Annotated in this window: 9 protein-coding genes and 1 pseudogene; 6 read left to right on the forward strand and 4 right to left on the reverse strand. The window is 59.3% G+C overall.

What is annotated here, in order from left to right; translation table 11 throughout:
• Positions 1-27 precede the first annotated feature (27 nt).
• The 5 genes and pseudogenes from EXE50_RS09510 to EXE50_RS09530 all read left to right on the forward strand — a co-directional run bounded on the left by EXE50_RS09510 (position 28) and on the right by EXE50_RS09530 (position 4,679).
• Positions 28-585, forward strand: a pseudogene (locus EXE50_RS09510) (IS1595 family transposase).
• A gap of 56 nt (positions 586-641) precedes the next feature.
• Positions 642-1,442: a glycosyltransferase gene (locus EXE50_RS09515; RefSeq protein ID WP_394347754.1), complete on the forward strand. Its 801-nt coding sequence runs from the start codon at positions 642-644 to the stop codon at positions 1,440-1,442.
• On the forward strand, positions 1,435-2,109 hold the full coding sequence (locus tag EXE50_RS18005) for a glycosyl hydrolase (protein ID WP_158293664.1): 675 nt from the start codon (positions 1,435-1,437) through the stop codon (positions 2,107-2,109). The genes EXE50_RS09515 and EXE50_RS18005 overlap by 8 nt, the downstream gene beginning before the upstream one ends.
• Positions 2,064-2,414 (forward strand): hypothetical protein, encoded by a 351-nt coding sequence (locus EXE50_RS09525; protein ID WP_137704923.1) that lies wholly within the window; start codon positions 2,064-2,066, stop codon positions 2,412-2,414. Before EXE50_RS18005 ends, EXE50_RS09525 begins: the two co-directional genes overlap by 46 nt.
• Before the next feature lie 300 nt (positions 2,415-2,714).
• On the forward strand, positions 2,715-4,679 hold the full coding sequence (locus tag EXE50_RS09530; protein WP_199241422.1) for a hypothetical protein: 1,965 nt from the start codon (positions 2,715-2,717) through the stop codon (positions 4,677-4,679).
• A gap of 226 nt (positions 4,680-4,905) precedes the next feature.
• Here EXE50_RS09530 and EXE50_RS09535 read toward each other — a convergent pair whose 3' ends face one another.
• The 3 genes from EXE50_RS09535 to EXE50_RS09545 all read right to left on the reverse strand — a co-directional run bounded on the left by EXE50_RS09535 (position 4,906) and on the right by EXE50_RS09545 (position 10,119).
• A complete protein-coding gene (locus tag EXE50_RS09535) occupies positions 4,906-5,310 on the reverse strand; it encodes a hypothetical protein (RefSeq protein WP_137704924.1) in 405 nt (134 codons plus the stop codon).
• Positions 5,307-6,125, reverse strand: coding sequence for a ParA family protein (locus tag EXE50_RS09540; RefSeq protein WP_137704925.1), 819 nt, complete (start codon positions 6,123-6,125; stop codon positions 5,307-5,309). The genes EXE50_RS09535 and EXE50_RS09540 overlap by 4 nt, the downstream gene beginning before the upstream one ends.
• Before the next feature lie 358 nt (positions 6,126-6,483).
• Positions 6,484-10,119, reverse strand: coding sequence for an exodeoxyribonuclease V subunit beta (locus tag EXE50_RS09545; RefSeq protein WP_137704926.1), 3,636 nt, complete (start codon positions 10,117-10,119; stop codon positions 6,484-6,486).
• A gap of 100 nt (positions 10,120-10,219) precedes the next feature.
• Between EXE50_RS09545 and EXE50_RS09550 the strand changes: the two genes are divergently transcribed.
• Positions 10,220-11,449, forward strand: a complete 1,230-nt coding sequence (locus tag EXE50_RS09550; RefSeq protein WP_137704927.1) for an RNA-guided endonuclease TnpB family protein — start codon at positions 10,220-10,222, stop codon at positions 11,447-11,449.
• On the opposite strand, the gene EXE50_RS09555 is transcribed toward EXE50_RS09550, so the two are convergent.
• Positions 11,446-14,646, reverse strand: coding sequence for a PD-(D/E)XK nuclease family protein (locus EXE50_RS09555; protein WP_241982662.1), 3,201 nt, complete (start codon positions 14,644-14,646; stop codon positions 11,446-11,448). The genes EXE50_RS09550 and EXE50_RS09555 overlap by 4 nt on opposite strands.
• Between the last annotated feature and the right edge of the window lie 39 nt (positions 14,647-14,685).

Raw genomic sequence — 14,685 nt, forward strand, 5'->3', positions numbered from 1 at the left:
ACACCGCGTCAGCGGTGTCCGACACGGATGATTCCGCTAGATGTGTTTGGGTCGGAATCGGTCGCAGCGGACCTGTTCCAACAGGTTCGCTGGCGTGACGGTGTTTCCTGTCCTCGCTGCCGTTCTGACAGAGTCGCGCTCTCGCGGCCTCGCACGACGCGGGCGCGGAACATATGAACAGGACAAACCGCCCGTGTTCGTCCTCGTGGATCGCGGCACCGAGCAACGGTACGTTGTGCCAGCGAAATCCGCAGACGAATCGACGATCCGGCTCCTGCTGGCTGCCGCCAGCAGGAGCCTCTCACCGTCTATACCGACGGATTTCGTGCGTACGATCCACTTACAGAAGACGAGCAATTCGACCGCGAATACGTCGTTCACGGAGACGGTGAGTACGCCGACGAGACGGTCCACGTGAACACGTGCGAGAGCCACGCGTCGCTGGCGCGACGGTGGCTCTCGCCGCATCGAGGTATCTCAAAAGACCGCCTCACACAGTATCTCCGAGCGTTCCAACTCAGACGAGAACTCTACCGCAAACCCGGACGAGAAGCGCTCAAACACGCCGTCAAAGCTACTCTCTGAGATCAACAATGTGCTACACAAGAGCGTACGTCCTTTATTTGGACGAGGATAGCCGAATGAGTGCGTTCGATGGCCTCCCTGACAGTGACATCGTACAGTTCACCGAACAACCACGACGGACGACGAGTCTTCTTTCCTACCTCTGTGAAATAAACCGTATGGGATTCCAGATCGAACAACGGGGGTTCCAGTCCGTCTCTGTCCCCATTTATACGTGGGGTGGTGGCCTGGCTATCCGCAGCTCTATCGAGGAGGCGGTGACGTGGGACTATCCCACGCTCATCGAGGATACGGTGTTCACCTGGCGGGCGTTCGTTGAACTACCCGAGCGGCCGTCGTTCAGTGTGTTGTCCGATACGATATCGGGCCAGTCGCCACCAAGTCTATCCGAGATGATACACCAGCGTCGTCGGTGGATCAGTGGGAGTCGAGAGAACAATACGATCCTCTCGTTTGATCGGGTCATTATGTATGGACTACGCGATCTGTCGTGGTCGGTCACGGCAGTCGTCCCACTGTTTTTGATCCTAGGAAATCTCCCCGGCGTAGACGTGTTCGCTTGGCAGATACATCAGGGCATTTCAGCCGTGTTGCTCTCGTTCGTGTTTGTCTGGGTTGGTATCGGTATCTGGCAGGTGCGTCCGACGCCTGCTATTGCGGGTCTCAGCCTTGTACTGGCGCCTGTTACGAGTATTCTCCACTCGGTTGGCGCGTTGTGGGGACTCATCTCGCCTCCCGACTCGTTCGACGTGACCACGAAGGCTGACGAGGTGACCAATCAGCCACCGCAGCACTACCGCACGACCACGGACGAACACCCACCACGACATCATAACAGGGATGCGAACGATGACTAAACGCGTCGGCCAGTCGGATCGTAGCGAGGTGTTACTCGGCGTATTTCCCGGCGAATCGGAGCGTCTTCGGACGATTCGCGCCTTTCAGGCGTGGCTCAACCGTCCACTTGAAGTTGTGACGACGTTTATCAAGACCGACGTCCCGGCGTCGTATCGACGGGAGTTCGTCACGCGGTATCTCTCAGCCATCGTTGATGCGGGCCTCGTACCACTCCTCACGTGGGAGCCCTTCGGTTTCGAGACCAGTTCGTCCGCGTCTCCTGTTCGGTCGATCAACGAAGGCCGCGTGGACGACGAGATACATCAGTGGGCGGAGTTGCTACGAAGGTGGCTCTCCGGGTCGTCCGACCGTACAGTGATCTTTCGGCCCGCTCACGAAATGAACGGTACGTGGTATCCGTGGAGTGCCGGTCACGGCACCACCCCCGAGGAGTATACCCGAATGTGGCGGAGGCTCTTCGAGGCGTTTTCGGACGCTGGTGTGCCGAGAGAGCGGGTTGACTGGATGTGGTGTATTAATGTTACCGCAGGGACGCGTGTAGACCCATTCGAGTATTTTCCGGGCGAGCCGTACGTCGACTGGATTGGGGTCGACGGGTACAATTTCGGTGACAGTCAGTCGTGGAGCTCGTGGCAATCACCGGAACAGTGTTCGAGCAGACGTTAGCAGCGGTGAATGACGAGACGAACCTGCCACTCGCGATCCCAGAGACCGGATGCTCGTCAGCCTACAATGGAGAGCGCCGGCCGGCGCTAAAATCGCAGTGGCTTGTCGACGCGTTCGAACTATTCAACGAGTATGGAGTGGAACTGGTTGGGTGGTTCAATATGTCGAAAGAGACGGACTGGGCGGTACTTGAATCAGTTTCATCGGGCATGGCAATACTCCACGAACAAGTAAAGTTGAACGGTCGGCAGTATGACTGTTACCCACGTTTTAAACAGGTCTCCTCGCATTGCAGAGAGGACTGAGCAGAAGAGGTGCCAGATACTGACACTCCTCGCAAATCGGCTGCTGACCGGATATCTGAAAACTCACGCAGTGTGTACAATGTAGCCTGTTATATATGTGTCAGTGGCTCTTGAGCCCAAACTGTTCCCGATAAGGCCGTATGCATTGAGACGGCCAGTCTCAACTTCTCTCGGGCCTGAGTAGTCGGAGATGACAGTCTCAATTCGTGGGATTTCGACGGAATTAGAGAGCAGTCGCTCCGTCCGAACGACAGTTCCAATGCATCGGCGTGAGTGGCGTGTGGGCCATCGGCTTGTCCGATGGCGCACTCGACCATAACCCGGAAGGAAGCGTTCGCACCGTTACACGACGAATCAGAAGCTTACGCCCGGCAGTGTTGGGGAATCACCGATCCGAACCACGAGCAGCGACCGGTTTCGTGGCGAGCTGAACAGCTCGCCTCGTACTGGTTTGCGCATCCAGCACATTCTGACGTAGAAGCGTTTCTTTGCTGGCTTCCGATCACGATCGGCGGCACGCCGATCGATGATCCGTATCCGGCCTGGCACGCCAACACCACCGACTTCGAGCTGGTAACACGGCTTCACCTGATTCGTCTCTATCACAACTGGGAGCACGAAACAGCGCTCTGCACGTATCTCGACACCTACCCCGAGCGACTCGACGCGCTCGGCGTCGAGTCGTGGCCCACCCAGTCGACGCTGTACACCGCTTGGCACGACCGCTTCACTGGCAGCTATCGCAAGGACCTCCGCACTGCGGTCAAAAACGTCGTTGATGCTGCACGAGAGCACGGTGTCTCTGTCCCTGAACGCTGTTTTACCGCCGACGAACCAGCGGCTGACGATTCCAGTCGAAGTGCGCGATCCCAGCGACGGCTGGCGAACGACACCGCCAAAGATGTCTGGCAGACTGCTCGGCCACTTGTCGGGCCGGTCGTCGACTTCGACCGACCCGACGACACCGAGATCCACGACAATGCCTTCCTGGAGTTACACACCTTTCTCGGCTGTCGCCAGGATCTGTGTGCGGAAACCGGAGCTGTCGATTTTACCATCGAGACGACCCGAGAGCGTACTCCGACTGGTTCCTACCACCGCAACTGTATCCGCTCGTTGTCGATCACCCAGCAGCGAGAGAATCATCGTGCGGCGATGACCGAGGTCATCGCCCGCGCGAAACAACAGGGACAGTTGGCCCGCAAGCAACACGTCGCGGTTGACATCACCGAAGGAGATCCCTTTCTCGGTGAACGAGACACAGAGGAACTGAAAAACCAGATTCTCGGCACCAAGGAGAGCAACAGGGAGGTCGCGTACTGGTACGCGACCGTCCAGATCGTCGGTGACGACACGCCAGTCGTTCTGGACGCGATGCCGGTCGTGAGAGGGATGGAACGTGCGACGATTGTCGAGGAACTACTCAATCACGCTACTGAGATGATCGAGATTGATCTCGTGCTCATGGATCGTGAGTTCGACAGTGAAGGCGTCAAAGACGTGTGTGAATCCTTCGGCGTCTCTTATCTCAACCCCTCGCGGATGTACGGAGATGAGAAACGCACTGCCAAGGATCTACAACTGGACGAGATTTCTGTCGAGGTGGACGCTGATGCGGCGGCCGCTGGCCGGCCGCCGCGGAAGCGCTTCTGGGTACCCAGAGCCAACACGAGTCTCGAGGAGTCGCTTCCGGACGGCGGAATCCCACCAGAAGAGGGCCTGGACGCCGACAAGTCGGCGTCCGATCCAGTCGCCAGGAAAGCGGCGATCCGCAGGGAACTGGTCACAGACTTCCTCGACATCTTCGGGGAAGATGCCGAGGAAACGGTCGACTGGACGCTCGACGAGGATCTTGTCGACACGCTCGAGGAAGCGTCTTACCGGGAAACGTACGCCGTCGACGACGACGGCGTCCATCACGTGGTTTTCGAGACGAACCATCCTGATTTGACCGTCTCAGACGGGAAAACGGACGAAATCGCGGCTATCCACAAGCTGGTGCGATTCACGCGCCAGTACGCCAACCGCTGTGGAATCGAGAACGGATACAAGAAAATCAAGTCGTTCATGGCGGATACAACCAGTACAGACCATCGCTACCGGTTTTTCAATTTCATCTTCGCGTGTCTGCTGTACTCGTTGTGGCGACTCGTGGACCTGCTGGTGAAACGCTCGCTCGGCGACGAGCGAGCGGAACCTCGCGTGCGTGCGTCGACGTTCCTCACAATCGCGAAACAGAACTACGGTGTCGGTCCGCCAGACTGATCGCCTGAGAGCTATCGGGTCCGACCGGCGGGCCAGCGGCTGCGCTGGCCCGCCTTCCCCTGATCACCGAATCTCTCATACTGAATCTGCTACTTCTTGACTCATCGCGGTTGATTGCGGAATTTCGGGCCGATTTTACCCCTTCGCTAACCTCCGAAACGGCCGAATTCCCACGCATTGAGCGTTCTATCTTGGCCGCCTGCGGGCCTCGCTCTGCGCGAGGTCATTAGTCGCCGAGTTCCGAGAGCCGAGTCTGGATTTCCTCGGCATCCGCCTCAGAGAGCGCCTCAACACCGAACTGAACGAGTAGCGGGTAGAAGTGGCGGTTCTTCTTAAACTCGTCCTGGCCCGCCTTGCGGAGCTTTAGCTGGGACTCGAGGTAGGTATCCTCCATCTCGTCGAGGACATCGTCGGGAATGTAGATCGTCCGCCCGTTCCACTCGTCCTTGATGTTCGTCTTCGTTTTGCTCGTTTCGTTCGTTTCACTCGTTGAAGTCGATTTGGTCGTTTCGGTCGATGAACTGGTTTCCACCGTTTCACTCACCTCACTCGTTTCGCCGGAATCGACCTCATCGTCCTCCTCTTCGTAGTTGCCCTCGATACCGGATGCATCACCCCAGCCGTCGGTCATGCTTCCACCTCCTCAGGCGCAGTCTTCTCAAACGTCTCATCGAACAGGTCGGCGATCTCGTTGAACAAATCGCGTGCATCCTCAACACGCTGGTTCTCCTTGCCGAAGCCGAAGACAGACACCCCTTCGCCAATCGACTGGGAGAGGTCGGTCCGCTTGGGGATCTCGAACACTGGGAGGGAGTACGCCGACTTGATCTCCTTGATGGTGTCGCGGTGCTCGGCGTTCTGCTCGACACGGTTACAGACAATCGCGAGCCGATTGATGTCTCCGTACGCCTGTTCGAGTGAGCTCAGCTGCTTTGCGAAAATCTGGAGGCTGTTGGCGTTGAGCTTCTCGGGAATGACGGGGATGACGACGTTGCCGGTCGCGACGAGGGCGTTGTCAGTGAGGACGTTCAGGGATGGCGGCGTGTCGACAATGATGTAGTCGTAGTCCTTGTCGAGCTCGTCGAGAGTCATCTCCAACCGCTCGCGACTCTTCGGCGCCTCAAGCAGCGTCTGGATGTTCTTGTTGTTCGCGAGTTTCTCGCTGGCGGGAAGGATGTCGAACTCCTCGTGCTCGACGATGATGTTGTTCACCGACTCCATCTGGTCGAAGTCGAGGACGTCGAACAGCGTCGTACGGTCGGTATCGTAGTACAGATCGTTGTAGCCAAGCGAGCAGGTGAGCCCGCCGTGGTAGTCGATATCGACCAGAAGAACGTCGTGGCCTCGGGCGGCTAGCGCGCCGCCAGTATGAATGACGTCGGTAGTCTTCCCTGCGCCGCCCTTCTGATTCGCCACCGTGATTCGTGCAGTGTTGGTGTCGGTCATTATCTTCGTTTCTCTCGTTGTGTTCGTTTTGTTCGTTTTGGTCGTTTAGTTCGGTGCGTTCGGTGAGGGTGTTTCACTCGGTGAGAGGATTACTACGATGTTAAAACCAACTGTTCGTTCCACTCGTTGAAGAGAATTCGTTCATTCCCATCATATTGTTCGTTTCGCTCGTTTTGTTCGTTACGTTCACCGAGCGCTTTCAGTTCCGGGGTCGGTTCGGCTCGTTCCAGTAAATTCGTTCATTACTCGAAATACCCTCGTTGCGTTCGTTTCGTTCGTTCTATTCGTTTCTCAAAGGCTGCCACCAAGAGCTTGTCCTGACCTATCGCAAGGTGGGTGAATTGGCGAAAATAGAGGCTCAATCCACCAAATCCACCATTGACCGTAGTTCAGATTCCATCTCTGTCATCTGATCCGACACCCAATGGAACCGCTCCTCAATCCCCTCGTCAGTAAACCGGAGTGAAGCTCGTACGTCACGAGTCCGGTCATGTTGAAGGAGTGCGAGAGCGTACGCGAGCATCTGCGGTCGATAGTGTTCCGCGAGCTCATCCGACGTCGTAGCTGAGGGGTCGTTGGTCTTGTAGTCGATAATGTGGAATGCATCCGGCGTGACGAGCAGCCGGTCGATATCACCGACAATCCGCGACTCATCGACCCGGGCGATAACAGAGTACTCGTCGTATACCTCCTGCAGTTGGGCATCGGCCTCGATGTGGTCCACAAATTCGACTGCATCAGCAGCGTGGTTGACAGCTTCACGGAGATCTGCTTCTGTCGGCTCCTCACCGGTCATCCGACTCAAACGGTGGATTAGGGTGGTCCACTCGTCTCTCGGTGGACGAAGTTCGTTAATCCGGTGGACGACCGTCCCAAACGTCGTTGGACTCAGGCCGGCCGACTCCTCACGCTGAGAGTAACTGTGACCGTCTGGAGACGCATCCGCCACCGCATTCACGAGGGTCGTCGCCGCGATCCGTTTCGCCGGCGCTAATGACGGCGGTGAGGGGATCGATATCTCCGGCGCTGAATCAACAGCATCGTCGTCGGTGTCCCAGTCTACTGGGCGTGGCGGCCTGCGAACAGTATAGCTGGCTCCATCTATCTCAGCACGGGCTTGTCCGTCCCGAACCGCTTCGGCGACGAGGGATCCGTCGAGGAGGGCTGGCTGTAACCAGTCGCGCCACCGGTCTGCGTCGTCGAAGGCAGCAGGCTCGCCGAGTTCGACGGCGCCGGACTCGTCGACATCGATATCGTGCGTGCCGCAGAGCAGGAGGTGATCCCGCGTTCGTGTACACGCTACGTAGAGGAGGCGTTTCGACTCCGCCCGCTCCTGTGGACCCGACCGTCGGTCGGCGTACTCGTGGACGGCCGTCTTCTCGATGGAGAACGCATCGCTCGGATTCGGCCCGCCGACCGCCGGCACCGGTGGCGCGTTATCAGTTCCATCTACGAGTCGAACGTAGCCATGGTCGTCAACGGAGCGACCGAAGTTGAGATCACTCCCGAGATCGGGGACGGTGACGATCGGGAACTCGAGTCCCTTCGCGGAATGGATCGTCATAATCCGAACGCCCTCAGCATCCCCTGGGATGTCGGCTTCCCCCTCTCTGGGGTCAATCTCGGCCTGTCGGTCGATACGATGGAGTAGTCCAGCAGCGGTGTGAACGCCGTTCTCGCTCCAGGTTCGGACCTGGTCGCGGAATTTCTCAACATTCGCGACGGCTTGTCGGCCGCGTTCGTCAGCACTCACACTGGCGAGATACCCCGTGTCGTCGATTACCCGGGACAGCAGCCGGTTCCACGGAAGCACGCCATCCTTGGACGGCGTCGCACAACCGCTGAGGGTCCGCCACGTCGTAAGCAGGTCGAACGCGTCCGCGAGCTGTGGATCGTCCGTCTCGGCGAGCGCGTCCCATACTGAATCAGCCTCGGCGACAGCCGGTGCGAGGCGATCATCGGTGAATCCGAAGAGCGGCGACCGAAGCACCCCGTAGAGGGAGACATCGTCCTGTGGATCACCGAGTACTCGAAGCAGATTCGTGAGCGCCTGGACCTCGGGCGTATCGTAGAATCCGACGCCACCGACGACAGTGTAGGGAATATCGTACTCCTCGAGGGCCCGCTGATACCGATCCAAATGAGTTCGGCGGCGAAGGAGGATCGCCGTATCGTCTGGCGAGGCGTCACGGTGAACACCCGTGTCGGGGTCTTGGACTTGCGGCGGATCGTCGAACAGGTGGGTCAGTCGAGCAGCGAGCGCTTGTGCCTCGGCCTCGATAGTGTGATCCAGGGCACCTTCGGCGACCGGATGGTCGTCGCCGAAGAGCTCTGCCGCCGTGTCAGTGTCGTCGGGGACAGCGAGATACTCGACACTCCCGGTCAGTCCCCCGATGTCCTCGATACGGTCGCGTTGTGTGGTCAATTCCTGCGGTGGCGCTTCGTGGGGTTCGTGGCTGTCACCCTCCGGCTGGAACAGGTACTCGAAGAGCTCGTTCAGGAACGACAGCGGCTCATCCAGCGTCCGGAAGTTCCCGGAGAGTTCGAGTGCCGTCGGACTCTCGGCCTCGCTGTCGGGGACATCGTCGACCCCACGGGCTTCATTAACGGCCTGGAGTTCCGCTCTTGCCGCCCCGAACGTCGTCACGTCGGCCCCACGGAATCCGTAGATACTCTGTTTCTCGTCGCCGACCAGGAAGACGTTCGACGCCGTCTGCTCGTCGACGCCCGTGAGGAGCTTGACCAGCTCCCACTGTCGCGGGTCCGTGTCCTGGAACTCGTCGACCATCACGGCCGCAAACTGCTCTCGTAGCCGCTCCGTGACGGCATCGTTCGTTCGCAAGAACTCAAGGGTGGTCTCGACCACGTCGGGGAAGTCGAGCGTATCGCGACGCTCCTTCTCGTCGGTGTAGGTTGCGAGAACATCGTCGAAGACCCGCATCAGAGCCAGCGCGTAGTGAGCGCTATTCTCTTCCAGTTCCCCCGGTGTCGTCTCGACCGCATCCGCGTGCGGTTCGACGGCATCGATGATCGTGTCGATGGCGTCTTTCAGATCGTCGTAGACGTCACCGTACTCACCCCAATCGTCCCGGTCACCGACGACGTACCCCGAACTGCTGTACAGGCCACCGTTCTTCTTCTCACAGGCCTCGTAGAGGTCGAGGATTGCTCGCTGACAGTCGCGGGGGTCGCTTTCTTGGGGGTCGTCAGGGAGTGTCGTCGCGACCTCGGTGAAGGTCCGGTAGGCCCGTAGACCGTCCTCGTCAGCGATAGCGCCATCACGGTCGACGCGGCCCCCGACCGTGTGTAGCTGCTCAAGGAGTCCCTCCGCATACAGCGTCTGTCGAGCGTCGGCAACGTCGAGATCGCAGACGACCTCCCAGCAGATATCGACGTAGTCGTCGACGTCGGCGTCACGCCACGCCTCGAGGACGGACTCGCTCTGAGGGCGCTCATCGAGTAATCCAGCGAGTACATCGACCAACTGGTCGCGACCCCAGAGCTGGGCAAGGAGCGCAACATCGTCATCGTCCTGGTTGCGTTCGAGGAACTCCGTTACGACTTCGCGTTGGAGTGTCGTGGCGCCGTCTTCGTCGAGCACGTCGAAGCCGAGCGGGACCGGAGCCTCGACGGCCCGTTCTCGCAGGAGCCGGGTACAGAACGCGTGAATGGTGTGGACATAACCGTCCTCAAGATCGTCGAGCACGTTTCGCCAGCGCTGATAGGCCTCTGGTGAGTCAACAGCCTCGAGCCGGTCGTACACCTCCTCCCGAACGCGCTCAGTCAGTTCGGCAGCGGCCTTTCGCGTGAAGGTGATCGTGACGATATTCTCCGGGGTGAGCGACGGGTTCTCGGCCAGTATCGTCACGTACCGCTCGGTGAGCGTCGTCGTCTTCCCCGTCCCGGCGCCGGCAGTGATCGTGATGTTCCGGCCTTGGACGAGCGCGTCCTGCTGTTCTTCCGTGAGCTGAATCCCTTCGGGGTCCTCAGTCATAGATTAGGAGGGGGAGAAACAGCCGGTTCTCAGTCATATTGCTATATCATTTGCTTGCTGGACCGTATTTCTTATTCATCATAAAGCCGTAACTGGTAGTATGGAGGTCCGCCGGACCGTTCAGGTCAAACTTGACGTGACCGACGAACAGGCAGACCTCCTTCACGAGACGATTGACGAGTTCTTGTGGGCAGCGAACTACGTCGTGGACGCAGCATGGGATGGGGAGTGGGCCGAGACTCGCTCCTCAGTCTTACACGAGCAAACGTACGACGACGTTCGCGATCAGACACGTCTTCACAGCAACCACGTCATATCAGCACGTGACTGTGCTATCGACGCGATTCAAAGTGTGGTTGGCAAGTGGTCTAAAGGTGAGTACGCCTCGTTGCCGACATTCACCTCGCAGTTTTGCGATTACAATCATCGCAACGCTACGTTCAACAAGGACCACGCTTCGTTGTCAACCGTCAGCGGACGCATCACAGCCGACTATATCCTCCCTGACGAGGACCGAGACACTCCTCACACAGAGTACTTACAAAACGACGAGTGGGAACAAACCGGCGCAACACTCCACTTCCGGCGCGGTGACTTCTACCTCCACATCCGAACAAAGGCGGATGTGAAACCCTCTGAGCCCGACGAGAACGGAACGGTTCTCGGCGTGGACCTCGGAGTCGAGAATATCGCCGTCACCTCAACTGGCGTCTTCTGGTCTGCTGACGAACTGGACCATTGGCGACGGGAATATGTTGCGCGTCAGAAATCTCTTCAGGAGTGTGGAACAAGGTGGGCCCACGAAAACGTTCAAGCAGTCGGCCGAAAGAAGACAGGCCGGTTCGAGCAATTACTACATCGCGTGGCAAACGAGCTACTCGAGGAAGCGATCTCGAACGGATGTACGGTAATTGCATTCGAGAATCTAACCGACATCCGAAATCGTATCCCAAAGGCTCGACGGTTCCACGAGTGGGCGTTCCGTCAGTTGATCAACTACGTCTCGTACAAGGCCGAGGAGCGTGGAATTCAGGTTGAGCAGGTAAATCCGAAGAACACGTCCCGGCGGTGTTCATCGTGCGGCTTCACTGACGATTCAAACCGCCCATCACAGGACACCTTTCGTTGTCAGTCCTGTGGATACGAGAATCACGCAGACTACAACGCAGCAAAGAACGTCGGATACAGACTCCTTCGCAACCAAACCGGGGGCAAAGGAGGCGCACCCGTAGGTGTGCGCTTGAACAGCGGGATGTTGAACGCGAACGGCTTACAGCCCGTACCAGATTCGGTTAGAGCGGGAGTCCACGCTGAAAGCCAACCAAGCTAATCGTTGGCTGACCTACCGCTCATCACCGCCTCAAGGTCCTCGTCGTCGCGAACACGGAGCGGAACGTAGGCGGTGTCGTCCGCGTGGACCTCGTCGACGAACTCCCGCTTGCGGTGATGGCGAACGTCACAGGCCCGCCGGTAGTCGCAGTACCGGCAGTTTGCACCGCGGGCGGACAGGAGCGTCGTGCGGAACCGTCCGTTGCCGATCGCCTCGTCGATCTGGCCCAACCATTCCGGAACGATGTCGTTCAGGAAACGACGGAGTTCAACCTCTGAATCGAACTTTGACTCGACGCCGCGTGGCACCTTGAGATCGTTGGGCGGGCGCACCTGGTAGTACGTCGCTGAAAGCGACCCCTCGTCGAAGAGATCACCGTCGACGACGTTGGCCGCAGCGAGCAGATAGATGGGGAGCTGGAATTTCGTGCCGCCGGTCGTCTTCGTCATGTACGGCGCCCGTCCAGTCTTGTAGTCGTAGAGCGTGAGCGTCGGTTGCTCGCCGTCCCGGCTCACGTCGACGCGGTCGATGTAACCCCGAATCGAGACAGTCGAACCATCCGGTCGCTCCACCGTGAACGGCCCAGCATCCGAGTCGGGCAGCCCCTCGCCGAACGGGGCCTCGAATAGGTGTGGGCGGCCGGCGCTGTCTCGGGAGAGTTCGTTGTCGAGGAAGGTGGCGAACAATCCCTGTTCCGGCGCGTCGTGGGGTTTGCTCCCGGCCTCGTAAGGGGTGCTCTCGCCGTCACCCAAGCCCGCGAACAGCTCCGCTTTCCACCGCTCGTAGAATAGACCGTCGTACTCGAAGTCGGCATCCCGGAGTTCCTCGACGGCGATCTCGCGAAGGTGCGTCGCCAAGTCGTCCCGGTCGAAGTTCGTGAGATCGACACCGTCCTCGGTCTCGTCCTGTAGATCCGCGAAAAATCGTTCGAGGACGTCGTGAACGTACGACCCGGTTTCGAGGGGCGTGGGGACAACCTCGACATCGTCGGGGTCCTCGATTCCGAGTACTTCGTCAGCGTAGAACTTGAACCCACACTCGACGTATCGCTCGACGCGACTCGCACTATAGGGTTCTCGTTCCGACGGAGGATAGACCTCAGCGACGGTCTCGGGTTCTAACACGCCGTCGTGTTCGGAGAGGCCAGCCGTTCCCCTGTTGGCCGCACAGTGGAGTCCCCGATCCGTGCGCTTGGTCTGCTCGGGGGAGAGATCGCCCCGGTCGCCGGCGCGGCTGACTGCCGCACGCCGGTCGGCCGTTGCAGCGACGTGGCGCTGGAGGTCTTCGCGAGAGCCCACGCGGTCGTCGACGCCGTCTTCGGGTTCGATGCCGGTCACGCGCTGGAGTTCGTCGAGGACCGGCGACCGGACGACGGCGGATTCGTCGTCGCCCGTCTCTGGTGTGGTGATCGTAAGTTCGTCGACATTCACGAGAAGCGTCGCGAAGAGATAGCGGCCACGGAGGCGCTCGTCGCCGGTGTCGAACCGCGGGTGGGCGTCGGTCATCTCCTCGAAGAAGGCCGGGCGTTCCGGCGTCACCGGGAAGTGCTCGCTCGTCAGGCCCACGAGAAACACCTTCTCGAACGAGCGCATCCGGGCGTCGAGCAACCCCATCACTTCGACGTGACCGCCAGCAGCGCGCTGCGGAACCCTGATCGGCACACCATCGAACGCTCGAGTGAACAGTGCCAACGGGGAGAGGTCGCTATCGACGGCCGACAGTGACTCGAACGAAGAGAGAACCTCGTCCACGAGGTCGTACGCTCGCTGTTCGACAGCTTGCTCGGCGCCGCTAGCGTAGTCCTCCGTCGCCCCCTCCAGGTCGAACCGGTCGTCCAACAGTCGACGGAGCGTCTCGGTTGCGTCCTCGATGTCGCCTGTTCGGAGCGTTTCTAGCGTGGCCAGTAGCTCCTCGATCAGTGCCGCCGCCTCATCGTCGACATCGTCGAGGAGCGGTGACACCGAAACCGTGTCACGCCGGCGGGCAGCTGCCGTAATGGCGTTGGCCTGGTCGCTATCGACGACGTCGACCAGCGGATTCGCCAGTAGCGACGTGAGGTCCTCAGCGCGTGGATCCGGTTCGGCGAGGTTCAGGAGGTCGTGTACAACGCTCCCGGTGAACGTCCGGTTCAACTGAGAGGCAGCGGTCGTCACGTGTGGAATGTCGAACGTATCGAACGTGTCCTCGACGTACCCCGAATAGGCCTCCGTCCCCGGGATGACGACAGCCAGGTCGTCGGGGTCGCGACCATTGGCCAACTCGGTCCGGAGCTCACGAGCGACGAAGCGAATCTCGCGCTCGGGCGTCGGGAGTTCACGCCATCGCAGAGTGTCTGGAGTAGGGACAGTGTCCGGGTCCGGGCGGTAGAGTGACTCGGTGATCGTTCCAAAGGCCTGCCCTGACTTGTCGATGGGCTCGAGTTCCACTGTCTCAAAATCAAGTGCCTCGTAGACATCCAAGGCGTCCTCCGCAACGGTGTCGACTCCACTCCGGCCATCCTGGTGGAGCGGCAGCAGTGCGATCATTGGAAGTTCGTCGACGAGGCGTTCGATGAGGCGGCGTTCGACAGGACGGAACTCGTGATACCCGGAAAGGATGACGACATCCAGTTCCGGGGAGAGTGTTGAGAGTGACTTCTCTGTCGTCGCGACTGCGTCGAACATTTCTCCCCGGGTACAGACCCACTCGTCGACGTAGTCAGCGTGGAGATCCCGGTAGTGTCGGTACGCGTCGACAGTGGCTGTCGCGATACGGTCATCGAGAGCGGAGCCTTCAAACTCTGTTGCCAATGCATCGGGGGTCCCGACGCCGGCGTCGTCGAAGAGTGAGAAGCGGCTGCTGAACGAATCTGCGAGAGCGGCAGAGGCCGGTTCGCCGGCGAGTGCGCCATCTGTCTTGGCTGTTGTTCGGTCAAGCGCGTACTCCGCGAGTCGACGGTTCAGCTGCCCGGAGAGGGGTTGAATCGGACCGTGGAGCTCCTCGTACCACTCCCGAACGACTGCGTCGAGCGTCTCGGCACGAAGACTGAGGGGGTCATGTGTCGTAACCCAATTGTCCTCAACTTCACTTCGACGAGCGTCGTTCCGGGTGATGTAGAGAACACTCCCGAGTGAATCCTCAGCAATCTCCGCAGCCCGTTCAAAAGCAGCCTGCTCTAAATGTGCATGCTGAGAACCAGTTAGGAGCGTAGAGGTCATCGAATACAGTCCTCAAGATATCGCTCTCACTTCATTTTT

Origin of the sequence: Halorubrum sp. ARQ200, assembly GCF_005435115.1 — an archaeon.
GTDB lineage: Archaea > Halobacteriota > Halobacteria > Halobacteriales > Haloferacaceae > Halorubrum > Halorubrum tropicale.

Coding starts and splice junctions, on each gene's coding strand:
- EXE50_RS09515 (WP_394347754.1), top strand. CDS start 642: ATGAGTGCGTTCGATGGCCTCCCTGACAGTGACATCGTACAGTTCACC.
- EXE50_RS18005 (WP_158293664.1), top strand. CDS start 1,435: ATGACTAAACGCGTCGGCCAGTCGGATCGTAGCGAGGTGTTACTCGGC.
- EXE50_RS09530 (WP_199241422.1), top strand. CDS start 2,715: ATGGCGCACTCGACCATAACCCGGAAGGAAGCGTTCGCACCGTTACAC.
- EXE50_RS09535 (WP_137704924.1), bottom strand. CDS start 5,310: ATGACCGACGGCTGGGGTGATGCATCCGGTATCGAGGGCAACTACGAA.
- EXE50_RS09540 (WP_137704925.1), bottom strand. CDS start 6,125: ATGACCGACACCAACACTGCACGAATCACGGTGGCGAATCAGAAGGGC.
- EXE50_RS09545 (WP_137704926.1), bottom strand. CDS start 10,119: ATGACTGAGGACCCCGAAGGGATTCAGCTCACGGAAGAACAGCAGGAC.
- EXE50_RS09550 (WP_137704927.1), top strand. CDS start 10,220: ATGGAGGTCCGCCGGACCGTTCAGGTCAAACTTGACGTGACCGACGAA.
- EXE50_RS09555 (WP_241982662.1), bottom strand. CDS start 14,646: ATGACCTCTACGCTCCTAACTGGTTCTCAGCATGCACATTTAGAGCAG.